The sequence below is a fragment of the Gluconobacter sp. Gdi genome (assembly GCF_014132155.1).
Taxonomy (GTDB): Bacteria; Pseudomonadota; Alphaproteobacteria; order Acetobacterales; family Acetobacteraceae; genus Gluconobacter.
The window spans coordinates 173,160-198,270 of sequence record NZ_BLJQ01000001.1 but is presented as its reverse complement, the minus strand read 5'-3'; the positions used below and the strand labels follow the sequence as shown (position 1 = coordinate 198,270).

Annotated in this window: 19 protein-coding genes and 1 tRNA gene; 12 read left to right on the top strand and 8 right to left on the bottom strand. The window is 56.0% G+C overall.

Annotation, left to right across the window (positions count from 1 at the left end):
* The first annotated feature begins 95 nt into the window (after positions 1-95).
* From JN414_RS00795 to JN414_RS00770, 6 genes are all read left to right on the top strand, one after another.
* Positions 96-1,322 (top strand): LL-diaminopimelate aminotransferase, encoded by a 1,227-nt coding sequence (locus JN414_RS00795; protein WP_063904432.1) that lies wholly within the window; start codon positions 96-98, stop codon positions 1,320-1,322.
* The gene (locus JN414_RS00790; protein ID WP_202206311.1) at positions 1,319-2,608 is read left to right on the top strand and encodes a homoserine dehydrogenase; all 1,290 of its coding nucleotides are present in this window, start codon (positions 1,319-1,321) and stop codon (positions 2,606-2,608) included. The genes JN414_RS00795 and JN414_RS00790 overlap by 4 nt, the downstream gene beginning before the upstream one ends.
* The gene (gene glpX / locus JN414_RS00785; protein WP_202206310.1) at positions 2,605-3,606 is read left to right on the top strand and encodes a class II fructose-bisphosphatase; all 1,002 of its coding nucleotides are present in this window, start codon (positions 2,605-2,607) and stop codon (positions 3,604-3,606) included. The genes JN414_RS00790 and glpX overlap by 4 nt, the downstream gene beginning before the upstream one ends.
* Before the next feature lie 10 nt (positions 3,607-3,616).
* Complete coding sequence (gene recJ, locus JN414_RS00780; protein ID WP_202206309.1) at positions 3,617-5,416, top strand: single-stranded-DNA-specific exonuclease RecJ; 1,800 nt, start codon at positions 3,617-3,619, stop codon at positions 5,414-5,416.
* Positions 5,417-5,457: 41 nt separating this feature from the next.
* Positions 5,458-5,533, top strand: a tRNA-Glu gene (locus tag JN414_RS00775).
* Positions 5,534-5,861: 328 nt separating this feature from the next.
* Complete coding sequence (locus JN414_RS00770; RefSeq protein WP_237389856.1) at positions 5,862-7,766, top strand: hypothetical protein; 1,905 nt, start codon at positions 5,862-5,864, stop codon at positions 7,764-7,766.
* Positions 7,767-7,818: 52 nt separating this feature from the next.
* On the opposite strand, the gene JN414_RS00765 is transcribed toward JN414_RS00770, so the two are convergent.
* Positions 7,819-8,559 (bottom strand): siderophore-interacting protein, encoded by a 741-nt coding sequence (locus JN414_RS00765; protein ID WP_202206308.1) that lies wholly within the window; start codon positions 8,557-8,559, stop codon positions 7,819-7,821.
* A 45-nt stretch (positions 8,560-8,604) separates the two neighbouring features.
* Here JN414_RS00765 and JN414_RS17110 point away from each other — a divergent pair, with 45 nt between their 5' ends.
* Complete coding sequence (locus tag JN414_RS17110) at positions 8,605-8,727, top strand: hypothetical protein (RefSeq protein WP_255494173.1); 123 nt, start codon at positions 8,605-8,607, stop codon at positions 8,725-8,727.
* Between the two features lie 27 nt (positions 8,728-8,754).
* Here JN414_RS17110 and JN414_RS00760 read toward each other — a convergent pair whose 3' ends face one another.
* From JN414_RS00760 to exbB, 3 genes are read right to left on the bottom strand one after another with little or no spacing between them, the layout of a single operon-like run.
* Positions 8,755-9,591, bottom strand: coding sequence for an energy transducer TonB (locus JN414_RS00760; RefSeq protein ID WP_202206307.1), 837 nt, complete (start codon positions 9,589-9,591; stop codon positions 8,755-8,757).
* Positions 9,588-10,022: a TonB system transport protein ExbD gene (gene exbD, locus JN414_RS00755; RefSeq protein WP_202206306.1), complete on the bottom strand. Its 435-nt coding sequence runs from the start codon at positions 10,020-10,022 to the stop codon at positions 9,588-9,590. The genes JN414_RS00760 and exbD overlap by 4 nt, the downstream gene beginning before the upstream one ends.
* Before the next feature lie 8 nt (positions 10,023-10,030).
* Positions 10,031-10,744 (bottom strand): tonB-system energizer ExbB, encoded by a 714-nt coding sequence (gene exbB / locus JN414_RS00750; protein ID WP_063904441.1) that lies wholly within the window; start codon positions 10,742-10,744, stop codon positions 10,031-10,033.
* 233 nt (positions 10,745-10,977) lie between these two features.
* Between exbB and JN414_RS00745 the strand changes: the two genes are divergently transcribed.
* On the top strand, positions 10,978-11,661 hold the full coding sequence (locus tag JN414_RS00745; protein WP_202206305.1) for a Fe2+-dependent dioxygenase: 684 nt from the start codon (positions 10,978-10,980) through the stop codon (positions 11,659-11,661).
* Positions 11,662-11,725: 64 nt separating this feature from the next.
* Here JN414_RS00745 and JN414_RS00740 read toward each other — a convergent pair whose 3' ends face one another.
* The 3 genes from JN414_RS00740 to JN414_RS00730 all read right to left on the bottom strand — a co-directional run bounded on the left by JN414_RS00740 (position 11,726) and on the right by JN414_RS00730 (position 16,020).
* Positions 11,726-12,439: a tetratricopeptide repeat protein gene (locus JN414_RS00740; RefSeq protein WP_202206304.1), complete on the bottom strand. Its 714-nt coding sequence runs from the start codon at positions 12,437-12,439 to the stop codon at positions 11,726-11,728.
* Positions 12,440-12,519: 80 nt separating this feature from the next.
* The gene (locus JN414_RS00735) at positions 12,520-14,847 is read right to left on the bottom strand and encodes a TonB-dependent siderophore receptor (RefSeq protein WP_202206303.1); all 2,328 of its coding nucleotides are present in this window, start codon (positions 14,845-14,847) and stop codon (positions 12,520-12,522) included.
* Between the two features lie 225 nt (positions 14,848-15,072).
* Positions 15,073-16,020 carry a LysR family transcriptional regulator gene (locus tag JN414_RS00730; RefSeq protein WP_202206302.1) on the bottom strand — a complete coding sequence of 316 codons (948 nt, stop codon included), beginning with the start codon at positions 16,018-16,020 and terminating at the stop codon, positions 15,073-15,075.
* A gap of 191 nt (positions 16,021-16,211) precedes the next feature.
* Between JN414_RS00730 and JN414_RS00725 the strand changes: the two genes are divergently transcribed.
* From JN414_RS00725 to JN414_RS00710, 4 genes are all read left to right on the top strand, one after another.
* Complete coding sequence (locus tag JN414_RS00725) at positions 16,212-17,870, top strand: MFS transporter (protein WP_202206301.1); 1,659 nt, start codon at positions 16,212-16,214, stop codon at positions 17,868-17,870.
* An 18-nt stretch (positions 17,871-17,888) separates the two neighbouring features.
* Positions 17,889-18,965 (top strand): HlyD family secretion protein, encoded by a 1,077-nt coding sequence (locus tag JN414_RS00720; RefSeq protein WP_202206300.1) that lies wholly within the window; start codon positions 17,889-17,891, stop codon positions 18,963-18,965.
* Between the two features lie 8 nt (positions 18,966-18,973).
* Complete coding sequence (locus tag JN414_RS00715; RefSeq protein ID WP_202206299.1) at positions 18,974-20,479, top strand: efflux transporter outer membrane subunit; 1,506 nt, start codon at positions 18,974-18,976, stop codon at positions 20,477-20,479.
* A gap of 323 nt (positions 20,480-20,802) precedes the next feature.
* Entirely contained in the window at positions 20,803-22,605 is a 1,803-nt protein-coding gene (locus JN414_RS00710; RefSeq protein ID WP_202206298.1) for a GGDEF domain-containing phosphodiesterase, read from the top strand.
* Positions 22,606-22,687: 82 nt separating this feature from the next.
* Here the strand turns inward: JN414_RS00710 and JN414_RS00705 are convergent, their stop codons facing one another.
* Complete coding sequence (locus JN414_RS00705) at positions 22,688-24,955, bottom strand: TonB-dependent receptor (protein WP_202206297.1); 2,268 nt, start codon at positions 24,953-24,955, stop codon at positions 22,688-22,690.
* Positions 24,956-25,111: the final 156 nt, after the last annotated feature.

Below are 25,111 nucleotides of genomic sequence, written 5' to 3'. Positions count from 1 at the left end.
CCTCCCTGTGCTGCGGGACCGTAAAGGACTGTTCCTCTTACGGAAAAACCTGTCTATCGTGCCTCCTCCCTTAATCTTCTCACCTTGAGCTGGTCATGACCGAAGAGTTCCACCGCATCCGCCGCCTGCCGCCCTACGTGTTCGCTGAAGTGAACAAGGCCAAGGCTGCCGCGCGAGCGGCCGGTGAGGACATTATCGACCTCGGCATGGGCAATCCGGACAGTGCTCCGCCGGCTCACGTCGTGCAGAAGCTGGTCGAAACCGTGGGTGATCCGCGCGCGCACGGCTATTCTGTGAGCCGCGGTATTCCCGGTCTGCGCCGCGCCATGGCGAACTATTATGAGCGCCGCTTCAACGTCTCCGTCGACCCGGAGACGGAAGTCATCGCAACGCTGGGATCCAAGGAAGGTCTGGCCAATCTGGCCGCCGCCATCACCAGCCCCGGTGACACGATCCTCGTGCCGAACCCCTCCTACCCTATCCATCAGTTCGGGTTCATCATCGCAGGCGCGTCCGTGCGCTCCATTCCGGCCACACCAGATGAGGACATGCTGCGTGCGCTGGACCGCGCCGTGCGCCACTCCGTTCCGAAGCCGACTGCGCTGATCGTCAACTTCCCGTCCAACCCGACGGCATTCGTCGCCAATCTCGATTTCTACAAGGAAATCGTAGCCTTCGCGCGGCGGGAAAACATCTGGATCCTGTCGGACCTCGCTTACAGCGAGATCTATTTCAACGCAGATGAGCCACCGCCATCCCTGCTGGCCGTGCCGGGCGCAAAGGACGTGGCCGTGGAGTTCACCTCCATGTCCAAGACATATTCCATGGCGGGCTGGCGCATGGGCTTTGCCGTTGGCAACCCAAAGCTGATTCAGGCCCTGACACGCATTAAATCCTATCTGGACTACGGTGCTTTCACGCCAATTCAGGTGGCCTCGGTTGCGGCTCTGAATGGCCCGCAGGATTACGTGTCGGACATCCGCGCCATGTATAAGGATCGCCGGGATGTTCTGCTGCGTGGCCTGAGCGCTGCTGGCTGGGACGTTCCTGCCCCCGCCGGATCCATGTTCGCATGGGCCCCTATTCCCCCCGCTTTCGCTGACATGGGGAGCGTGGAATTTTCCAAGCTCCTGCTGAAAGAAGCTGGCGTGGCCGTCGCACCCGGTCTGGGCTTTGGCGAATATGGCGAAGGGTTCGTCCGGATCGGACTTGTCGAAAATACTCAGCGGCTGCGTCAGGCGACGCGGGCCATCAAGAGCTTCATGAGCCGGCACGGTGCCGGCGCATCGACCGCTGACCTTCTTGGAGCTGCACAATCGTGAAACCACTGCGGATCGGACTGGCCGGACTAGGGACTGTCGGTGTCGGCGTCATTCGTCTCCTGCGGGAGAACGCTGAAACGATTACCGCCCGCGCTGGCCGCCCGATCGAGGTTGTGGCGGTTACAGCACGCAGCAAAAGCAAGGATCGCGGCGTCGACCTGTCTGCCACCCGCTGGCATGACAACGCCGTATCCGTTGCTCAGGACCCGGAGATTGACGTTGTTGTCGAACTGATCGGCGGCTCTGAAGGTCCGGCGCGCGATATGGTGGAAACAGCCCTGACGCGTGGTCTGCCTGTCGTGACCGCCAACAAGGCGCTCGTGGCCCTGCATTGCTCCACACTGACACGCCTTTCAGCCGAAAATAATGCGCCTCTGCTGTTTGAAGCCGCTGTTGCTGGCGGCATCCCCGCCATCAAACTTGTGCGTGAAGGTCTGGCTGCAGATCGTCTCCACAGCGTGGGCGGCATCCTGAATGGCACCTGCAACTATATCCTCACGGAAATGCGCACGACTGGCCGGGATTTCGGAGATGTTCTGACCGAAGCTCAGGCCAAGGGCTATGCGGAGGCTGAGCCTTCCACGGATGTGGACGGCTGGGACACGGCTCACAAACTGGCCATCCTCACAGGCATCGCGTTTCAACCCATCGAATTCGACACCCTTCCTGTCCATGGTATCCGAGATGTGACAGCTGCGGATCTGACGTTCGCCAACGAACTGGGATACCGTATCAAACTGCTCGGCATGGCTCGTGCCAGCAAAGACAGCGGGATCGAGGCGTGGGTTCGCCCATGTCTGGTCCCCGCCAAGGCAGCCATCGCCGCCGTGGAAGGGGTATTCAATGCCGTCACCACACAAGGCCCGTTCAGTGGTCCTATCACCATTTCCGGTCGTGGAGCGGGCGAAGGCCCGACAGCCAGTGCCGTGGTAGCAGACCTGATCGATCTGGCCCGTGGTGCAGACCTTCCGGTCTGGGGCGTTCGAAATACACCAGCCCCCGTTGCCTGCACCAGCCTCGGGGAACTGAAGAGCGCCTTCTATATTCGTCTGGATGTGGAAGATCGCTCGGGTGTCATGGCTGATCTGACATCGGTTCTCCGGGACCATGATGTTTCCGTGCACTTTGTCTCGCAACATGATGCTGCAGCGGGACGTGCATATCTGGCCCTGGTGACTCATCAGGCCCCAGAAAAGGCTATTTCTGCAGCTATCACAGCACTTTCCGCGCTCCCTGTTGTTAAGGGAGCTCCCCTGGTGCTCAAGATCGAGGATTCTCTCCAGTGATCGATCCTACAAATGTTCTTCCCTACCGCGTAACTGACCGCAACCTGGCGCTGGAGCTTGTCCGCGTCACGGAAGCGGCCGCCATTGCCTCTGACCGCTGGACAGGCCGCGGCCTGAAGAACGACGCCGATGGTGCGGCTGTTCAGGCCATGCGCGCCGCCTTTGATACGGTCGCCATTGATGGCGTCGTCACCATTGGTGAAGGCGAAATGGACGAAGCGCCGATGCTTTACATCGGTGAGAAGGTCGGCTCCGGCGGCCCAGCCATGGACATCGCGGTCGATCCGCTTGAGGGCACGAACCTGTGCGCCAAGAGCCTGCCGAATGCCATTACGGTGGTCGCCCTCGCCGAGCGCGGCAAGTTCCTGCACGCCCCGGACATCTACATGGAAAAGATTGTCGTCGGCCCGGACCTGCCGGACGATGTCGTCAATCTGGACTCTTCCATCGAAGAAAACCTGCGCAACCTGGCAAAGGCCAAGAAACGTGATGTTTCTGACCTCGTGCTCTGTACGCTGGACCGCGAACGCCATGAAGAACTGATTGCCCGTGCCCGTCAGGCTGGTGCCCGCGTTCAGCTTCTCAGCGATGGTGACGTTGCTGCGGCTATCGCAACCTGCATCGATGGCGGCGGCGTAGATCTTTACGCAGGTTCCGGCGGTGCTCCTGAAGGTGTTCTCGCAGCAGCCGCAATCCGTTGCATGAATGGTCAGATGCAGGGCCGTCTGCTGTTCGAAGACGATGCACAGCGTGAACGCGCCCGCGAAATGGCTGACGGCAAAGACCCCACGCGCCTTCTTGGTCTGCACGACATGGCCGCCGGTCACGTTTTGTTTAGCGCTACAGGCGTCACCACCGGCTCTCTGCTGAAGGGGGTGGAACGGATCAGCCCAACCCGCGCCAAGACGCATTCGATTGTCATGCGTTCAAAATCAGGCACAGTTCGCTATATTGAAAGCCATCACGACTTCAGTCTGAAGACAAATCGACCATCCTGAATGGAGTAGCATGTTAGAAGACGATACGGGCCTGGTCCTCGGCGTATCCCGCAGCGCAGGCAACCGTCGGTGGATCTGGCGTGATCCACGTTTGGCAGAGGCGGATAACCGCCTTGCCCTTGGAATGGCTCAAAGAGCAGCCATTCCGGAACTTCTGGCCCGTATCCTGACTGCCCGTGGTGTTACAGCCACGGAAGCAGCCTCCTTTCTGGACCCGCGCCTGCGGGATCTCATGCCTGACCCTTCCTGTCTGCAGGATATGGACAAAGCTGCCGACCGGCTTGCTCGGGCTGTCCGCAACCATGAACATATCGGCCTCTTCGGCGACTACGACGTGGATGGCGCCTGCGGCACTGCACTGGTTTGTGATACTCTCCGGGAACTTGGCTGCACCGTCAGCACCCATATCCCAGACCGCATGACCGAGGGCTACGGCCCCAACACACCAGCCCTCGAAAAACTGGTTTCCGAAGGCGCAACCCTGCTCGTCTGCATCGATTGCGGCACTGCTGCGATCGACATTCTGAACGGCTTTCACGGCCAAACGGACGTCATTGTGCTTGATCATCACAAGCCGGATGGTTCGATCCTGCCGAAGGGCATTGTCGTCAACCCGAACCGCCTCGACTGCACCTCTGGTCTTGGCGCAATCTGCGCAACGGCCGTCGCTTTCCTGACCATGGTCGCCACAGTACGTCTTCTTCGACGAGATGGCTGGTTTACGGATGGACGCGTTGCCCCTGACCTTCTTAAGCGCCTTGATCTCGCGGCCCTTGCCACGATCTGTGACGTCATGCCTCTCACCGGGCTGAACCGTGCACTCGTCATGCAGGGTTTGCGCGTCATGGCGCGAGGAGAGCGCTTGGGACTAGCCACCCTTTCTTCTGTGGCAGGCGTGAAGGAAGAAGCCAGCGCGATGGCTTGTGGCTTCGCTTTGGGGCCACGCATCAACGCGGGAGGCCGTATTGCCAAGGCCAATCTTGGCTTGCGACTTCTACTCTCCGAAGACGTCGTGGAAGCTCGTGCTCTTGCGGATGAGCTGGATAACGTGAACCGGCAACGTCAGAGCGTCGAGGCTGGCATTCTTGCCCAGGCTATGGAACAGGCTGAACAGCAGATCGAAGCCAATCATGCGGTGATCTTCCTGCATGGTGAAACCTGGCATCCGGGTGTTGTGGGAATTGTCGCGGGACGGCTGAAGGAGCGATTCAATCGTCCGGCTTTGGTCGGCGCTCTCGCGGACGGGATTATCAAAGGATCTGCCCGCTCTGTTCCTGGACTGGATATCGGTGCCGCAATCATCGCGGCCAGACAGTCCGGGCTTCTTCTGACGGGTGGTGGCCATGCCATGGCTGCCGGCTTCTCGCTGGAAGCAGGCAATGCGGCCACTTTCCATGAATTGCTGGACAACACGCTTTCCGAAGCCCGCGCTCTTCCGGTTCAGGACGCATTACGGATCGATGGCCTCACCACACTCAGAGGCGCTTCGCTTGAAGTCGCTGCTCAGCTTGCGCGGTTGGCTCCCTTCGGACCCGGCAATGAAGAGCCCGTTCTGGCAATCAGCAATGTGCGATGCGTCAAGACTGATCGCATTGGCAAGGACGGAAACACCCTGCGCGTGATGTTCCAGGGTGAAGACGGCGGGACACGCCTGAAGGCACTTGTCTTCCGTGCGGGGGACAAACCATTTGTCCCCTTGCTTGAAGATCGGACGATGCCGCTGTTGCATCTGGCAGGGCATTTGAGGGTGGAAACCTGGCAGGAACGACAAAATCTAACTTTTTTCATTTCTGACGTTTCAAGTGCTTGACGGCACAAATGAACCCCCTTATACACCCGCTCACGCCTCCAGTCCCGTTCGTCTAGAGGCCTAGGACACTGCCCTTTCACGGCGGCAACACGGGTTCGAATCCCGTACGGGACACCAAGCTTTTCAAAAGCTTACAGGCACATTTCTCAAAATGAAATGACGCAGATATCCAGCTTTGATCGTACTCTGTACGGTCTCAGAGCTGGAATTTTCTGTTTGTGCCCTCTGCATGAGACCGCGCTTATCGTTCAGGCATCTCAAGACTACCCCTCCCTAAAAATCGTCGTCCGGCTCTGAATTTCTCCTGAAGTCTGAAACCTTTTTTAACTCCTGCGATCACGATTCCGTGTCATAGACCAGACATCTTTTGACATGGAGAACGTAGTTGTCCCGTTTCCCTCTGCGCATGGCCTGCAGCACTGTTTTTTCTATCCGTGGGCTCCTGATGATGAGCACAGCGTTCGGTCTGCTCGCAGTACATTCACAGGCGCACGCAGATGACGATGTGATGTCTCGCATGGAAAAGGAGATGCACCGCCTTCAGGAAGCGCAGGCGCATGTTCAGCAGGAACAGGAAGAGATTAATCGCGATCTTGTCATGCTCCGCTCAGAGATGGCCAAGCATCATCACACGGTTCAGCCAGCAGACAAGACAACGACGAACACGACAATCGTCGCTCGCGGCACGTCTTCGAGGTCTGCCATTCATGGAGTTGCACCTCACGCGCCACAACTCCATTCGTCCCCGCACCCAACTGAACTTGCTTCAGAAGCAACATTCGCATCCAACGCCAACTCGCCTGAAGGACACGTCTCCCGCGCTCTCCCCTCATCAGACTCAAGAGACCGCGTTGCACGAGATCGTCGCGACCACGGGGTGACTGAGTCTGGCGCCGGATCTGAACTGGCCGTGGTCGGGAAGCGGACGGAAGATGTCATGGTGCGCTTTGCTGAAAATGGTGTCGGCCCACATCCGCGTGAAACAATCGGCGCGCAGTCCGCAGGCGCCGTGGGCGACCATGGCGTGTTTCACCTTGGCCCTGTCACGCTCATGCTCGGTGGCTTTGTGGACATGGCAGCCGTTCTTGAGAACCGCCATGTCGCATCTGGCACATTCAATTACTGGCAGGACATGCCGTATCCGAATGAACCGCGATATCACACCAATAATTTCGAAGGGAGCGCCCGCTATAGCCGCCTCTCCCTTCTGGCACGCGGCAACATCAATTCCGAAGCCACCATTTCAGGCTTCTTTGAATCCGATTTTGGTGCTGGTGCGGTGACGACAGATCCGTATGAAAGCAACAGCTATGCGTTCCGGATGCGTCAGGCCTATCTGGCCTATGATGATAATAAAGCTGGCTGGCATTTCCTTGGCGGACAGGCCTGGAGCCTTCTGACGCCCGGACGTATCGGTATCGTGGCCCGTCAGGAAAGCCTTCCGGAAACCATTGAGGCCTCCATGCTAGCGGGTCAGACATGGGCTCGCCAATGGCAAGTGCGCGTCGTCAAGGATTTTATGGACCACCGCCTCTGGGCAGGTTTTTCCATCGAAAACCCGGCGACCCTGTATGACACCACCGGCTTCGCGAACACCAACGGCACGGTGTCCCTTCCAAACGGCAACACGGCCACGATTGGCGAAAATGGCGTTGGCCTGACGAATGACACGGCAAACTTCTCAAACGAAATCGCGCCAGATCTGATTGGCAAACTGGCTTACGATCCCAGTTGGGGCCATTACGAAGTCGAAGGCATCCTGCATTTCCCGCATGATCGCGTGACCATCAATCATACAGGCCACAACAACACCGCCATTGCGGGTGGCGCAGGGGGATCGCTGATCCTGCCAATCATTTCAGGAAAGCTGGAATTCCGCGCGGCCGGCCTCGCGGGATGGGGCATCAACCGCTACGGTTCCGTGCTGCTTCCGGATGCAACACTGAATGCCAAGGGGGACCCGGTGCCCCTCTTCGGTCTTCAGGCGCAGGCAGGCCTGATTGCACATCCCAACCCGCATATTGATGTGTATGGATATTTTGGCACACAGCGCGTGGGACATGCTTATTTCAACAGTGAAGGGTCGTCTTACGGCTACGGCAACCCACTGTATTCGAATACTGGCTGCCTACAGGAACTTTCGTCCCTCACCTGTTCCGCCAATACACGCGGCGTTTCAGAGGCGACGATCGGTGCCTGGTGGAGGTTCTTCAAAGGCCGCTTTGGCACAGTTGAAGGTGGCACTCAGCTCGCTTATGCACGGAGGGACATCTGGAAAGGCATCGGGGGCGATCCGCATACCAGCATGAGCCAGATCTTTTTCGATTTCCGCTATTTACCCTTCCAGTAAAACGCGCCTGCCCAAAAAGCCGCATGCTTAACACACGCGGCTTTTGCCATTTTCAGCCTTTCGTCCAGTAGCCAGACGCCTTGATCCACTGCGGCGAAATTCCACGCTCGTTTTCCAGAACACTCCGAATGGAGCGTGCAACGGATGCTTCCGTCGCAACCCAAATGAATGTCTGCGGCACGATCTGAATGGTCTTCAGGGCGCGTAAGAACGGCTCGGCCTGATGCGCCTGTTCGCTTGGACGATGAACCCAGACAGATGTGTGGGACGCCTTCGTTTCGAAGGACTGTTCCTCAGAGGCATCTGTCACCGCAGCCAGTGTGGTGACAGGCGTTCCGGCATCCAGTTCCTCGACGCGCCTGCCAATAGCGGGAAGTGCGGTTTCATCCCCAATCAGAAGCCAGGTGCGAATATCTCCCGTAATGACGCGCGATCCTTTGGGGCCACCAATGGCCAGATGATCGCCGGGCTTGGCACTACGAGCCCAGTCCGCGGCCGGTCCGCCATCATGGTCCACAAAATCCAGAACCAGCGTTCCAGCAGCGCGGTCAAATACGCGCGGCGTGTAATCCCGACGGGCCATTTCGCCGTCATTCTGCGGGACAAATATCTTGATATGATCATCCGGTGACAGGCTGGAAAAATCCCGAAGGCTCTCGTCCTGAAGCGTGATGCGGATCATGTGTGGCGTCACACGCTCGACGTCTACTACGGTCAGATCACGGCGTTTCAGCTCATGCATGACGCGACGGATTTCCGGGGGAGCAATGGCTGTGGTGTCAGTAACGGTCATCTTCTCATCCTTGAATTACCCCTGAGTAACGGGTCTGAGGACTGCATGACGACAGACGCACAGGCCCGGCACAGCGCAGGGGCTGTTCGGTTCTGTGCGTTGATTGACGTTAACGCTTACGGAAACTGGAGACGTCCAGCCTCGATGTCATCTCCAGCCACGATCTGACTGGAGCATTCCTTCAACTGTCCCCTCTTACTGATCCTCGACTGAAAATTCGATTGGAACAGTGAGAGAAACTGTCGCCCCTGCAATCTCTTCCGGCGGCGGCGGGAACGGTTCTGCACGCCGGACAACCGCCAGTGTTTCTTCGTCCAGCAATGAAAAACCACCACTCTTCCGGATCTTGGCGGACAGAACATGCCCACGCCGATCCATGACGAAAAACAGGACAGGAGTGCCTTCCTGATGCTGGGCCAGAGCATCTGAGGGGTAACGCTTGAAACGTTCGAGACGCGCCAGAATATCGCCCTGCCAGGTCACGGGCGCGTTGCTGGAGTGACTCGCGTGTGATGCAGACGCCGCGCTACTGCTCTGAGAGGGCGTACTATCGGCAGCAGGCGGAGCGGTCATCTTGTCAGCAACAGGAGCCTGCATCGGGATCGGTTTCACCGGCTGAGGCAGGCTCTTTGCTGTTTTCTTGTGAACCTTGACCTTCTCCACCTTTGGAACAGGCACGGGCGGATGCGGTGCCGGAGACGGCGGGGCGTCCACCTGTTGAGGCGTATCCGGCTGCGGTTCCGGCGGCGTGACCATCTGCTGCGGCCCGGGATCGACATCCTGTGGAGGAGCAGGCGCAGGTGTCGGCATGGGGGACATGTCAATTGCAATGGCAGGCGGGGGGGCAGCACTTGGGGCCGCAACCTGTGGCGGCGCATGTGTCACGGCCCACCAGAGTGCTGCGCCTGTCAGAACAGTCATAGCTACACCAGACAGCCCCCAGACACGCACACTCCGCTGGTCTTCGGTCTGCTGATACCATTGATACCAGTCCCGGAAGGTCGTGGGGAGAGACGCGTGTGAAGAACTCACGGCCCTTCCCCAGCCTCCTGCCCCTGAAGCGTGACAAGCGCGACCTTAAGGAAACCAGCCTTCCGAAGCTGCCCCATCACGCCCATCAGCGTTCCATAATCGACGGTCTTGTCTGCCCGCAGGAAAATCCGCTCTTCCTTGTTTCCCTTACTAGCTTTGCCGAGTGCATCAATAAGCTGATCCGAGCTGACGGCATCCTCGCCCAGAGCCAGCGTATGGTCAGCCTTGACGGTCAGAAAAACCGGTTCATCCGGGCGGGGAGCAGGTGTTTCGGGTGAAGATGGCAGATCAACCGGGACGTTGACCGTCGTCAGAGGTGCAGCAACCATGAAGATCACGAGCAGAACCAGCATGACGTCGATAAACGGCGTCACGTTGATTTCGTGCGCTTCCAGCACCGCCTCATCGGCATGACGAATATGAATGGCCATGCCTGCGATTACTCCGCAGCAGCCATGAAGCGGACGACATTGCCACTTGCTGCAAGCGCCGCGCGGGCCAGATCACGGGAGACCAGACGCATCACAAGCGACGTCAGATCCGCGACGCAGGCACGACAAGCCGCCGTCTGACGAGCAAGATGGTTGTAAATCACAACGGCAGGAATGGCAGCGACCAGACCAAGCGCCGTGGCCAGCAGGGCCTCAGCAATGCCTGGAGCAACAACGGCCAGACTGGTCGCATGAGCAGCGGCAATGCCCGTGAAGGAGGACATGATGCCCCACACCGTTCCGAACAGGCCAATGAAGGGAGACGTCGCACCAATTGTGGCGAGCACGCCGGTCCCTCTCATCAGGCGGCGGCCTTCGGCAGCTTCCAGACGCTCAAGATGCAGGACAATCCGCTCTTTGATGCCTTCGCGATCGGCAGGAATATCTTCCGAGCGACGGCGCTCCGCTTCTGCGGCCAGAACCATAGCATGAGCGATACCCGCACCATCGCGCGTCCATTCTTCTCCCAGATGCAGTGTGTCTGCGTCTTCCAGAGCCGTTTCTGATTTTTTGAGCTGCGCACGCAGGCGAACCAGCTCCACAGTCTTGGCAATGAAAATCGTCCATGTGACGACGGATGCCGCTGCCAGAAGTGTCATGACACATCGGACAACCGGCCCGGCGCCCAGAAACATCTGCCAGGGAGAGAACGTAAGAGACATCAAATAGGCCTGTCGGGGCGACTCTATGCGCCCTCCTGTCTCGAGGTTGGAACACCATATCCTTGCAGAAAACCGACATCTGTCTCGCGCAGTCCGGGCGACACGCACCACATGGATTGCAGAAACCCGCAAAGACCTTTAAGGGACGATAATGAGAGTCATTCTTAATTACAAGCAAGATTCTTAACCGCTTTGAAAAAAGCCCCGAGAGCCGTCCAAGGAAGAACACACCCATGTTGATCCACATCCCGAACGTCCTGTCTCCTGAAGAGGTACGCTATTGCCGCGACCAGCTTGAGACGGCGCAGTGGACAGACGGACGTGTCACAGCGGGAGAACAGTCTGCAAAGGCAAAACTGAACCTTCAGATTCCGCAGGATTCAGATGTGTGCCGTGAACTGGGCGAAATTGTTCTGAGGGCTTTAGGGCGCAATCCAACTTTTAATAGTGCTGCCCTGCCCTTGCGAGTTTATCCACCACTTTTCAACCGATACGATACCGGAATGCATTTCAACGCACATGTTGATAATGCCATCCGCCCTATTCCAGGCGCTGGTTTCCGCATCCGGACGGACGTTTCCTCCACACTATTTCTGTCTTCCCCAGAAGATTACGACGGTGGAGAACTCGTCATTCAGGACACGTACGGCAACCAGAACGTCAAACTCCCTGCGGGCGACATGGTGGTCTACCCGTCTACCAGCCTGCACAGCGTTAACCGCATTACGCGCGGTAGCCGCTGGGCATCGTTCTTCTGGTCGCAATCCATGATCCGCGACGATACAAAACGCGCTCTTATGTACGATTTTGACCGCTCCATCATCGAAACACGCAAGGCGCTACCCGATGATCACCCAGCGGTTTTGGGCCTGACCTCAACCTATCATAATCTTCTGCGGCAATGGGCGGAGCTCTGAAGTCGTCAGCCCTCCCTTAAAACGAATGAACCAGCACCCGGTATGATCTTTCGCCGGGTGAGATTCATGCCGGAACAGCGCTGAGCCGTTTCACGAGACCCAACTGACGAACAGCCTGTGCACCAATGCTTTTCAAAGCAGGATCAGCATAAGGTTGGACAGCAGCAATGATTGCTCGACAAACATCTGGCAACCCTGTCTTCAAAGCCCGTTGAAGACAGGAGGCTGCCGCTGCGATGTCCTGATGAGCAAGCGCAAGACGTGCAAGATTAATCTCGGCCCAGCAATCTCCCCCCTCAGCCGCTGCTTGAAAAAAGATTTTTGCACCTTCCAGGTCGGGCGTTCCGGCAATCCCTTCCTCATGAAGCAAACCAAGCATATTGAGCGCTTTTGCATTTCCTTTTTCAGCAGAAAATACATACAGCCGATATGCTCGAGCACGGTCTTTGGGAGCACCATCGCCGAGTAACAGAAGATCGGCCAGGTTAAACATGGCCCATGCATCCCCGAGCTGTGCCGCTTCTTCAAAATATAGAGCCGCCTGCCCTGTATTCCGGACGACGCCCCAACCGCGCTCATAGGCGCGTCCCAGCATGTTCAATGCCGTAGGATGACCACTTCGCGCAGCCGCTTCAAAGTATGGGAAAGCGTCTGCAAACCGTCCTGTATCCACATGCATCTGGCCAAGAAGAAGCTGAGCCTGCACCTGAGGAGGACAGGTGATGGCCGGTATTTCCCGTTCAGCACAAAATCCGACTGACTGCTCGCACGAAGCCATATTTATCTACCGTTAATTCAGCAGAAAGCCCTCCCGGCCAGAAGCCGGAAGGGCTGAAACTACTTTTGTCGTGACTAACCTCAGAAATTTAGGCCAAAGCTTCCCATGAATGTCCGCCCCGACATGGGAACGGCACGCCCTGTGTTGAAAGCCGAACCATAGTTCAGATGGTTGGTCAGATTGTTGGCATTAAACTGCGCATGGTAACGACCGTAGTCGTAGGACACGATGCCATTCAGCGAGAAGTTGTAAGGCATCCGCGCTGTATTGGCTTCGTTAGCCCAGTAGCCTGAACTGTACTGGGCACCGCCACCAGCCTTCAGAGTGCCCTGCCCCGCTCTCAACACCAGATGGGACAGGTTATAGGTGCTCCACACCGAGAACGAATTGTGCGGAAGCTGGGGCGCCTGATTGCCGTGCAGCGTAGCGCTATGCGTCACCTTGCCGCCCATGTAAGCGTACGTCGCATAAAGATCCCAGTTCTGGGTAATCTTTCCAGTTGCGCTCAGTTCGGCACCACGAATGCGACGGCCGGTTCCCGCATCCTGGAAGCCTGTGATGATGTTGCCATCGTCATCATAGGTGTAGGAATTGTTCTGATTGATCTGGAACAGGGCGCCCGTTACGCCAAGGCGCTTGTTAAAGAAGTCGAGCTTACTTCCAACTTCAAACAGATCACTACGCTGTGGCTTGAGGTCACGCCCGTTATTCGCGACATCCGCGCTCCCGGCATTATTCGTCACAATAGACGAAGCATCCGTCCCAACCGGCTTATACGAGCGCGCGAACGTGAAATAAACGGTGGCATCCTTGGTGATGTCATACATCACGCTCGCAGATGGGCTGAACTTGTTCGAAGACTGGGATTGCGTTCCCGCAGCAGACGTCGTCGCACTCCAGAACTTGCTCTGATAGCTATCCCACCGGAACGTTCCGAATACGGACAACTTGTCGGTTAGATGGATCTTGTCTGCAAAGAACAGGCCCAGATCCCGAAAATCCGTCATGCGCCGGCCGGTTGATGGCCACGTGATGTATGTTGAGGGAGAGGAATAGTAAGGGCTACGGATTGCCTGATTGTTTGATCTGTTGACGTAGGTTCCCATGCTACGGTCATCCTTGGTGTAATTGATATCCACACCAGCCCGGATGTCGTGCTTCAGGAAGCCTGTATTGAATTTCGAACGCCCCATCATGACATTCTGAATGCCCCAACCGTCCTGCTGGTAGGCAACGCCGCCACCTGCGCCATAGGGCAGAGTAGGATTTCCACCAGATAGAAAACTCGAAGCACATGCGCCGGAACACGCACTCGGGGTCGTCGCGGCATATTCACGATGATAATGGCTGAAGCGCGTGTCGTTGCTCAGCGTCAGCCACCGGGCAATTTCGGTCGCAAACTTTGAGGTGACCATGTGAATATTAGAATTGTCGCGATCAAAGCTGCGCGTATATGTCGTATCGCGATTCAGCCCGTGTTCTGTAATGGGCGAATACGTATTGCCCGTCAGGATCATTGGCACGCCATAATCCGGCATTCCGCGGCTGCCGAGCCACTGATAGTTCAGGTGATAGGTGGCTTTCGTTCCCAAACCAAAACCAAGATCAGCCGCCACACCATAACGATCTGACCGCACATTGTTCCGGTCTGCCACATCCTGCTTGTTATACATGCCGTTCACACGAAGGGCTGTATGCTTGCCAAGCTGGTAATTGACGTCTGCCGCACCGCGATACTGCATGCCGCTGCCAATCGACTGATCAAAAGCATAATGGTTTCCCAGATGCGCCTTTTTCAGCGTCTGGTTGATCACACCACCAACGTTACCGGCACCGAAATATTCACCACTCGGTCCTTTAACCACTTCAACACTTTCCGTATTGAACGTGTCACGAACATACGTTCCAAAATCACGCAGACCGTCTTCGTAAATATCGCCACGCGCCTGCTGACCACGAATGCGGAACTGGTTGCCATTCATGCCGCCATTGCCCTCCCCCGTAGACATCGTAATACCGGGAACATTGGCCAACGCCTGATCCAGAGTGAACAGACGCTGCTGTTCGATCAGAGCCTTGGGCACAACGCTGATGATCTGGGGCGTCTCCCGCACGGTATCCGGCATACGCCCGATATCCAGTGTCGTGTTGTTCGTATTCGTGGGTTCGGGTGTGGCCGTTTCGGTCTGTCCGTGAACCTTGACGGCAGGCAGACTGACAGACGCCGTATCATTCGTAACTCCGGCATCCTGCGCGTCTGCTTCTCCGGTTTCCGTCACACCGAGACCCGCGCCTAAAGCCAGAAGCACCAGTTTCTGCCACTTCCCAGAGGAAGAATGAGCTGCCTCAGTGAAAACCTGGCCCTCTGTCAGAGCGTGCGGGCTAAAATGTTCGTTTTTCGACGGCATGGAATCACCTGAACTCATGGACCTGACAATGTGCCGAAACAGAAACAGGCAGCTGGCCCGGGGATGGCACTCCCTTCCGTCACGATGGGTACATCGTCTCCAGGAATTCAGAGGTCTCTCATGGTCAGGCAAAGCCCAGGTTCAGCACACTGAAACTGGCGCTATCTTCCTCAGAAGAGTTGTTAATGCAACTGATTCTCATTAACTAGGCCATGACATAACATTTCACCTGACTCCCAGGCGTCCCATTTCCCCACGAATGGCCTGTGAAACCGTATCCCGCATCCATCGATGAAGCTGATCCATGTCCAGCCGTGGATGCCAGGCCTGAAACGCGTGGACTGGTGGAAGCACAAAAGGAAAATCAAACGTTTCAAGACCCATCTCCGCCAATGGCAGACAGTCAATAACGATCCGCGGTAAAGGAAGGATCATGTCTGTTCCACGCAGTGATTCGATAAGCGAATAATACGTCGGAACCACCATCGCGATGCGACGTGAGAGAGCATATCGCTCCTTCAGGATGACATCGATCGGGCCAAACGCACGCCCTTTCCGCGACACACTGACATGATCGTAAGCCACAAGTGCATGAGGGGTGATTTTTCCCTTAAGGATCGGATGCCCTGCCCGGACGAAGGCACTGAAAGACGTGTCGAACAGGGCCTTGCGCATGATTTCCGGACGCAGATCGTCAGTCGCCCCAATATAGAGATCTATGTGGCTTCCACGCAGGGCTTCACTGGCGGTCTCTTCAGACTCCGGGGAGAAAACAATGCGACATTCCGGGCAATCCTTCCGAAGGGCCAGAAGAATTGCAGGCCCGAAAGCACCCACAACAATATCATTGGCGCGAATGGTGAACTTTGGAGACATCGCCTTCAGATTCAGCTCCGCCCCTTCATTGAGCAGATCATCCGCATCCCTCACCAGTCCCTGAACACGGTCCCGGATACGGTTGGCGAAAGCCGTTGCAACCATGCGCCGACCGGACATGACAAGGATGGGGTCGTTAAAAACACTTCGCAGACGCGCCAGATGTCGGCTCATGGCAGGCTCACTGACCTGTAATCTACGCGCGGCGAGCGAGACGCTCTGCTCTTCCACCAGCACCTGGAGATAACGCAACAGATCCAGGTCGTAGCGGCGGCCTCCTGACTTCCGGTTTGCCATACACTTATCTCCCCTAATCGTGAGCGCCCTGTTCCAGCCGCATCAAACAGGAATAACGCAGTCCAACATACAGAAATGAAAGGCTTAAGAGAAACACTTCCAGAAAGTGGAATCCTCATCTGCCTGAAGTGTGGGTTTTTCTCCACCTGCGCATCGCCGATAGAAGCTCTCTGGCATCACGAGAGCACCTTATGGCTTTACCTTCACCCACCGCAGCAGCACCCGAACAACCCTCCTACATACCGCCGTTCGGAATGCGGACCATTATAGGGTGCCTTGGCATGTTGCTGGCTGTGCATGTTGCCGGATTCAACGAGCACATTACCGAAATCGGCCTGTCAGACATTCGCGGCGCCATGCATATCGGTCATGACGAAGGCACGTGGTTCATCTCGACCTACGAGGCCTTCAACATTGCCGCCATGGCCTTCACGCCATGGTTCTACATGACATTCTCGATCTACCGGTTTTCGATCTTCATGACGGCAGTGCTTGCCCTGCTGTCCATTCCGCTGCCGTTCATGCCTGACATGATTTCCTTGTGTTTCCTGCGCGCTGCACAGGGTCTCAGTGCAGGGTGTCTGCCGCCCGTCCTCATGACCGTGATGCTCAAATACCTGCCGCCGCCTATCAAGGTGTTCGGTGTGGGTGGATACGCCATGAGCGCGACATTCGGCCCTAATCTGGGTGGCCCACTGGAAGCCCTGTGGTTTGAGCATTTCGGCTGGCACTGGCTGTACTGGGAGGTCATTCCACTCAGCGCCATTGCCATTGCCATGATGGCTTATGGACTTCCCAAAGACCCGGTGCATCTCGAACGCTTCGTGAAGTTCAACTGGCGCGGCTTCTTCATCGGTGTGCCGTCCATTTTATGCGTCGTCACAGTCCTTTATCAGGGTGATCGACTGGACTGGTTCCGCTCTCCGATTATTTCCCATCTGACGTTCTGGGGCGGAGCGCTGTTTGTGGGCTTCCTGTTCCACGAATGGCACCATCACAGCCCGTTTTTCCGACTTCAGTACTGGAAGAACCGTAACATCGCGATGGCCATGCTTACTCTTGTAGGCGTTCTGGTCATCTGCAGTCTGATGATACAGATTCCGTCCACCTATCTGGCGGAAGTTCGCGGATACCGTCCGTCCCAGACAGCCCCTATTGCGCTGATGGTCGCTCTGCCACAGCTCATCATGCTTCCGTTGACTGCAGCCCTCTGCAACATGCGCTCGGTGGACTGCCGCTATCTGCTCGGCATCGGCATGAGCTGCCTCGGGCTGGCGGCGTTCCTCGGAACCTGGCTCACACCGGACTGGGTACGGGATAATTTCTATCTTCTGCAGGGCCTACAGGTAGTGGGGCAGCCCATGGTGGTCATTCCCGTTCTGGTGCTTGCAACCATGTCCCTCGGGCCGGCGGATGGGCCATTCATTTCCGGCATGGTGAACATGCTCAAGGGAATGGCCAGCGCCGTAGCTGCGGCTCTATTCGAGGTGCTGCTCAGACGTCGTGAGCAATATCATTCAAACATGCTGCTGGACCGCTCCGGCAATAACGCGACGTCCCTGTCCGGCATGGGAAACCCGATCGAAAACGCGATCCAGAACACCTCGCCAGATACAGCGCATGTCTCCCGCAATGCGTTGGAAATCTTCCATGACTACCTGCACGAGCAGTCTGTCGTGCTTGCTCTGGCGGATATCTACCTCGTCGTTGCGGTGGTGTGCGCCGTCTACGTTGTTTTGAATTTCATTCTTCCGAAACGCGTCTATCCACCCGGCAAAGGCCCGGCACCAAAACCTGCAGCAACTCCCACTCCTGTTCCGGCGGCTCCCGTGACCGCCCCCGCACATTAAGATCCGGATCTCTCAGACATGATTTATGGAAAGCCTCTTCTTCTCGCCGGTTGTGCAGTCGTGGTTCTGACCGGACTGGCCTGGAGCGCCGATCGTTTCTTCGTGGGTGATGGCGTTCACCAGAAAACCAATGATGCCTATGTAACGGCAGACTTCACGACCGTTGCTCCCAAGGTTTCGGGCCGGATCGACCGCGTGCTGGCGGAAGATAATGAAAACGTTCACGCTGGCGAAGAACTCGCCCATATCGAAGACGATGACTATCGCGCAGCCCTTGCCGCCGCCAAGGGTGACATGGCAGCCGCAGAAGGTGATGTAAGCAACCTTCAGGCCATGCTGGCCCGTCAGGACAGCCTGATTGCCGCCGCTTCGGATACGGTTAAAGCTGACGAAGCGAGTCTGGCCTTCGCGCAGCAGAACGCCACCCGCTATCACAATCTTTCTGCAGGTGGGGCCAGCACGCTCGAGCAACAGCAAGGTGCCGATGCTCATCTTCGGGAAGCCATGGCAGCCCTCGCCCGCGACAAGGCTGGCGTTGACAGTGCCCGACAGCAGATCCCGGTTCTTCAGGCACAGATCCAGCGTGCACAGGGCGCCCTTCTCAAAGCACAAAGTACCGAACATCAGGCAGAGCTGAACCTGTCCTACTGCACCATTCCAGCACCGGTAGACGGCATTGTCGGTGAGCGTGGCGTGCGCGTTGGTGCTTATGTGCATCCGGGTACAGGTCTACTCGCTGTGGTTCCGGTTCAGAAAGCCTATGTGCTGGCCAATTTCCAGGAAACCCAGCTGACCAAGATGCAGACAGGCCAACGGGCCACCATCTGGGTTGATACCTTCCCCGGTCATCCGCTCCACGCACATGTGGACAGTCTGGCCCCAGCAACGGGCGTAGCCTTCGCTGCGATTCAGCCAGATAATGCGACAGGCAACTTCACGAAGGTCGTCCAGCGCGTTCCCGTCAAACTGACAATCGATGCAGGACAACCACTGGCAGCCAAGGTTCGCGTCGGCATGTCTGTTGAAGCGGAAGTGGATACGGCCTCGCAGCCGGAAGGCCCACATGCCCGTGACAACCGCTACGCCTGGCAGTGAGACAGTCCATGCGCTTTTCCCTATCGCCGCGAATAACTATCCTTCTGTCTGTTACAGCGTTGAGCGCCTGTACGGTCGGACCGGACTATCATAAGCCCACTGACAACGCGCCCGCGCACTACCATGAGAGTGTTGCCCCAGCGACAGACCGCCCGACAGAAGCCACTCTCGACCCGCAATGGTGGCACCTCTACAACGACCCGGTGCTCACGCAACTTGAAGCAGACGTTGTTCGCAGCAATCTGGACCTGCGGACAGCCGCGCTGAACCTGGCTGAAAGCCAAGCAGAGCGCCGGATTGCGAGTGCCGCGCAAATGCCGCGCCTGGATGGCGCAGCCTCCTACGCACGGGAACGCGCCAGCACCAACGGTATTCTGGGGCTACTAGGAACAACTGAACAGGCTAGCCCTGGCGATATTGCCAGTGGTGCACAGGGGTTTGGCCCTGCCGCTGCCGACGGCGCCAAAGGAAATCCAGCCTTTAACCTGCCTCAGTATGGCTTAAGTGCCTCTTGGGAAGTCGATTTCTGGGGACATGTCAGAAGGCAGGTTGAAGCAGCCACAGCTGCCATGCATGCAACAGAAGACATGCAGCGCAATGTCCTGGTCTCCCTGATGGCCGAGACAGCACAGGACTATATTGCGCTCCGCAATGTGCAGGCACAGATTGCCATTACCCAGCAGAGCATCGAAATTGCCCGTCACAGCGTGGACCTGACAACACTGCGCTTTACACAGGGAACCGCTACCAAACTGGACGTCGCCTATTCCCGCGGACAGATGCACAGCTTCGAAGCGCGGTTGCCGCCCTTAAAAAGCCAGAGCGTGCATCTCATCAATGCCCTCAGCTTCCTTGTCGCACGCGAACCGGGAGCGCTGGCCAGCACATTGAATAAGCCCGGCATTATTCCACCCGTGCCAACCAACATTCCGACGGGCCTGCCGTCTCAACTCGCGGACCGGAGACCAGATATCCGCGCGGCAAGGGAACGTCTGCATGCTGCAACGGCAAGTATTGGCGTGGCTATTGCAGACTTCTACCCCCGTGTAACGCTATCCGGCAGTTTGGATATTCAGGCACTCCAGTTCAGCGGACTTGGGTCCTGGGCATCGCGTCAGTATGGCTTCGGCCCAACCATGACGCTACCGCTCTTTGAAGGCGGCCGCCTTACAGGACAGCTTCATCTTCGGAAAGCGCAGCAGAAAGAAGCCGCCATCGCGCTTCAAAAGACAATCCTGCATGCATGGGAAGAAATCGATGATGCCATGACGGATCTGAGCACAGCTCAGGAGCGTCAGAAGCGGCTGGAAGAAAGCGTCACCGAGAACGAAACGGCCGTTCACATTGCCCAACTTCAGTATAGTCAGGGTGCCGGGGACTTCCTGAATGTCCTGACAGCACAGAGTGCGCTTCTCTCGACGCGAAGTGCCCTGTCAGAAGCCCGTGCAGGCGTCTCCGTTTCAATGACGCATCTTTACCGCGCCCTAGGGGGCGGCTGGGAAGGCTCTCTTTAAGCGTACTGGGTATTTCCCAACCCTTCATTCTGTCGTTCGGCGAGAGACGTCGCAGCCGGACGACAGATCTGACACCCTTCACGGTGCATCCCCGGCTGAGGATAAATTCAGCAAATCCATGAAATACTGCGCCCTTAGGATTTTTTGTATTTTCCTGACGGCCTTTTCTACCGAACAAAAAGATTTTGCCTTGACGCTTTTGGCTTAAAAAAGGTCTTTTTGTGATATTATCTTTCAGATATACCCTCTCAAAAGCACCTTGTTAGTATTTTTTTAGTGTTTTCTCGCGACACTCGGACCTATGGCCAAGCGGGACAGACTTAGTGAACACCTATCAGGAACAGAATTTCGGAACTTATCTTGAATCACTTCAGGCATGGTCCGAAAGTTCTCATGATTCCTTTGTTCTCCATGCTCTTGATTGCTCGGCTATTGTCGCCGTAACGAATACTAAAGGAAAAATTCTCTCAGTTAATGAAAAATTTGTCGAGATCAGTGGCTATTCCAGGGCTGAACTGATCGGACAGGACCATCGAATGCTTCACTCGGGCGTTCATGATTCCAATTTCTTTCAGAAAATGTACAGAACCATTGCACAGGGGGGCGTCTGGCATGGTGAAATCTGCAATAGAAAGAAAAACGGAAAACTATACTGGGTCGATACAACAATTGTTCCCCGATGCAATGAAAAAGGGAAGGTCATTAATTATGTGGCGATCCGCTTTGACATCACTGCCCGCAAACGTGCCGAACAACGCCTGACAGCCAACCGGCTGAAATTGCAGGAAGCCGTCAATACTGACTTCCTCACGAATATTTCCAACCGCACATCATTCTCACAGTACCTGAAAGTGCTTTTCGCACAGGAACATCCAGACAACCGGCATTTCTGTCTGTGCCTGCTCGATATCGATACGTTCAAAATCATCAATGATACATCTGGCCATGAATCCGGTGATCGCCTGCTAAAGAAAATTGCAGGGCGCCTGAAGACTTTCCAATCTCCCGACTGTTTCATTGCCCGTATTGGTGGAGACGAATTTGCCATCATCATGGTGTCAAACGACCCGCAGACATTTGAACTCAAGCTCCAGAAAATTCTTGAGGCTATGCGCTTCCGGTTTCGTAGCGGAAGTCTGACGCATCTTTGTAGTGCCAGTCTGGGCTATGCGGTCTCGAAGCTGAACGACAGTCGAAAACGCGAAATTCTGCGCTGTGCAGACCTTGCACTTTATGAAGCCAAAGCAGACGGTCGCAACAGAATCAAAAAATACGCGCCCTTCATGAAAGAAAAAACCGAGCGCCGCTCTCGACTGAGAACAGCCATGCAGGCCGCTCTCAAGAAAAAGCAATTCAAACTTTTCTATCAGCTTGTTCTCCCCTTAAATCAGGACAGCCCGCCCTCTTTCGAAGCTCTCCTGCGCTGGGATCATCCAGAGCGCGGACTGCTGAGCCCACAGTATTTTTATGATGCTTTTGACGATGCAGAACTGAGCATCGCAATCGGAAATTTCGTCTTGCGGCAGGCACTCACGGATATCCGGTATCTTCTGCAGCACAAAATCCCGTTTGACCGCATTTCCATCAACGTAACGTCAGATGATTTTCGGGATCACAATTTCACGGAACGGCTTTTCCGTGAAATGAAAAAACATGGTGTTCCGGCTGAAAAACTGACCATTGAGATCACAGAGAAAATTCTCTTTGGTCAGCACAATCAGCATATTCTGGATGAACTCAAGAAACTCCATCGTGCTGGTGTTCAGATCTCATTAGATGACTTTGGTACCGGCTTTGCGTCTCTGACCCATCTACGCACCGTGACGTTCGATCATATCAAGATTGACCGGGTCTTTACGTCAGGCGTTACGGAGCGCGGCATTGATACTGCTATTATCCGCGGCGTTATCGATATTGTTCACAGCATGAACCGTGTTGTTGTGGCTGAAGGCGTGGAAACGGCCGAGCAAGCCGAAGAACTGCGCCTGATGGGATGTGACTTTTTACAAGGATGGCATTTTTCAAAAGCGGTTCCACTGTCCCAGATTCCACATGTTCTCAACATGGATGGACCGCCCTGGATCAAAAGTGAGTCGATCGTCCCTGAAATGGACGTTGCAGAATAGGTCGTCCCACCTCTCGATATAAAAAACGGGGGCAAGCTGCTTTCGCAACCGCCCCGCCTTCAACTTCAGACAGTCCCTAAAATTAGAACCGCTGATCAATGCCGGTCAGGATGGTACGACGCAGGCCATACTGTGGCGCCCCCACGCCAATGCCGCTGCCGTCACGCAGCAGGTACGTCCTGTCGAACAGATTGGTGACATCCAGACGAAGCTGCGTCTGCTTCAGGAATGGAACGTGGAACAGATCCTTGAAGGACTGAACCAGAGACAGATTGAATGTCGCATACTGCGGCACAGAAGCACCATTCGGCGTCGCGCCATCAGCTCTCAGACCACTTCCATAAACCATTGTCGCAGACAGGCGCAGCGGGTGGCCGGTTCTGTAGAAAGCCGTGTAGCTTGTCCCCGCAGACGCCGTCCAACGTTGGTCATGATCAAGATGCACCCAGCGGTTCTTGATGTAAGACAGATCTTCAGGATCGAAGTTCCACTCACCCGACACCACGTCCTTGCCAATGGCACGTGACCAGGAGAAATTGCCATAAACACTGAAGGCGCCACGCGTGTAATCCGTGGAGAACTCGTATCCGTGCACCTGTCCACGACGGTAGTTGAACACTGACAGAATAACAGGCGAGCCAAACTGCCCCTCATCAATCATGTTCTTCGCCAGTTTGACGTAGGCATCAAACGAAGCGTGCCAGCCTGGCAGGATCGTTTGAGAGAAACCGGCGTCAAAGTAGTGATCGCGCTCAGACTTGACCGTGCTGTTCTTGTAATTGGCAGGCTCAGCAGAGGTTCCCGTGTATTTATACAAAGCCGTTCCGGTCACGAGTTCAAACGGCGGCGGCGTGAAGTAACGGGAATAGCCCGCATGGAAGGTTCCACCGTGCCAAGGCTTGTAAACGATATTGATACGCGGGCTGACCTGCTTTGAATGTGTGTATTCATCCACACCATCAAACCGCAGACCATAATTGATGGTCAGGTTCTTGATCGGACGCCATTCATCCTGAGCGTACAGCCCGTACATCCAACCCGTACGGCCGGAGCCATCATGGATGTTCGCCGTATCGCCGGAGTAAACAGCGTTGCCGTCCTCGTCCTCACCGGACTGCGTATAAACTGTTGAGTCAGACTTGGACGTATTACGCTCAACATAGATCTGATAGCCGAAACGAACGGTATGATTTCTTGCAGCCTGCCAGGTTGCATCCGTCTGTGTTCCGGTTGAGAAGACGGATCGCGCAGCACGCTGTGCAATGCCGTTATATACCAGATCGCCTAGCGGATCAGGTGAGTATCGCAGAGAGCTGTATCTCAGCACGGCGGACGTCTGGAAACTGAGACGCCCCATATCCTTCTGCAAGGAAAGTATGCCGAAATCCGTGATTTCCTTCTGGTGCTCGCTCAGGCTGCTGCTGTCCCCTGTGCCATACTGGCTCTGGGACAGGGTGCTTCCGAGATAGGACGGATTGGCGAACTGGCGCTGCTGACCCGGATTGTTCGGGAGCTGATACTCAGCATTCGAAACACCGGCGGTTAGACTGATCCGGGTATTTTCATCAACCGTGTACCGAGCATGCCCCAGGAAGTGGTACTGGTTCGTCAGATCGTGGATCGCATTGAAGCTGGGGGTCGTGTTTTCAATGCCAACACGGTTGTGAATATAGTCAGCGGTAGCAAACCAGTCCCACTTCCCCTTGTGGCCACCATATTGCAGTGACGGAAAGAAATAGTCCCGGGCGCCGCCATAAATGGAGACACTACCGCCCGCATCGGAATAGCCATTCTTGGTGTTGATATCGATCACACCGGCCTGAAGAAATCCGTACTCGCTGGGAAGCGCGCCCGTCGTGAGGGACATGGAATGTGCAAAGCGGGTCATGAGCGCCTGACCGAAAACACTCATGCCTTCTGGCAGCGCCACACCATCCAAACGGAACTGGACTTCGTTATGGTCGCCACGGATATGAATCTGACCGTAGCTGTCCTGCGCGACGCCTGGTGCCTGAAGAAGAACAGACGTCAGGGGCGCGTTATCGCCACCCGGATTAGTCTCGATGTCCTGACGGCTGAAACGATAGGTCGTGGCCCCTGTGGAAGACTGAAGAGCGTCCCGGGCCCGTTCCAGATGAGCATTGACGACAAGATCGTCTTCACCTGTGCGGCTCGTTTCCGTCACGGTCGTTCCGTGCTGGTTGTCAGAATGACCGAAACTGGAACGAGAGGTTTCCGTATCGGTACCTGTCGTTCCAGCCGTTGTTTCCTGAGCATGAGCAGCGCCACACAGAGCCGTCGTGCATCCAAGAAGCACAAGGAAAGATCGGGCAGACACAAAAGGCAGCATGAGGTCCTCAACAGACGAAAGGTATTTTCAGCGCCAACTCTCTATTATGTTATATCATAACAGATCAAGCAGAAGCGGACCTTTTTCCTCCTGATTGTTTGCTCTGGCATCCCGGTGAGATATAAAAGCCACAATTCTGCCGCTGCCCGGCATTTT

Coding starts and splice junctions, on each gene's coding strand:
- JN414_RS00795 (WP_063904432.1), top strand. CDS start 96: ATGACCGAAGAGTTCCACCGCATCCGCCGCCTGCCGCCCTACGTGTTC.
- recJ (WP_202206309.1), top strand. CDS start 3,617: ATGTTAGAAGACGATACGGGCCTGGTCCTCGGCGTATCCCGCAGCGCA.
- JN414_RS00770 (WP_237389856.1), top strand. CDS start 5,862: ATGATGAGCACAGCGTTCGGTCTGCTCGCAGTACATTCACAGGCGCAC.
- JN414_RS00765 (WP_202206308.1), bottom strand. CDS start 8,559: ATGACCGTTACTGACACCACAGCCATTGCTCCCCCGGAAATCCGTCGC.
- JN414_RS17110 (WP_255494173.1), top strand. CDS start 8,605: ATGACGACAGACGCACAGGCCCGGCACAGCGCAGGGGCTGTTCGGTTC.
- exbD (WP_202206306.1), bottom strand. CDS start 10,022: ATGGCCATTCATATTCGTCATGCCGATGAGGCGGTGCTGGAAGCGCAC.
- exbB (WP_063904441.1), bottom strand. CDS start 10,744: ATGTCTCTTACGTTCTCTCCCTGGCAGATGTTTCTGGGCGCCGGGCCG.
- JN414_RS00745 (WP_202206305.1), top strand. CDS start 10,978: ATGTTGATCCACATCCCGAACGTCCTGTCTCCTGAAGAGGTACGCTAT.
- JN414_RS00740 (WP_202206304.1), bottom strand. CDS start 12,439: ATGGCTTCGTGCGAGCAGTCAGTCGGATTTTGTGCTGAACGGGAAATA.
- JN414_RS00735 (WP_202206303.1), bottom strand. CDS start 14,847: ATGCCGTCGAAAAACGAACATTTTAGCCCGCACGCTCTGACAGAGGGC.
- JN414_RS00730 (WP_202206302.1), bottom strand. CDS start 16,020: ATGGCAAACCGGAAGTCAGGAGGCCGCCGCTACGACCTGGATCTGTTG.
- JN414_RS00725 (WP_202206301.1), top strand. CDS start 16,212: ATGGCTTTACCTTCACCCACCGCAGCAGCACCCGAACAACCCTCCTAC.
- JN414_RS00720 (WP_202206300.1), top strand. CDS start 17,889: ATGATTTATGGAAAGCCTCTTCTTCTCGCCGGTTGTGCAGTCGTGGTT.
- JN414_RS00715 (WP_202206299.1), top strand. CDS start 18,974: ATGCGCTTTTCCCTATCGCCGCGAATAACTATCCTTCTGTCTGTTACA.
- JN414_RS00705 (WP_202206297.1), bottom strand. CDS start 24,955: ATGCTGCCTTTTGTGTCTGCCCGATCTTTCCTTGTGCTTCTTGGATGC.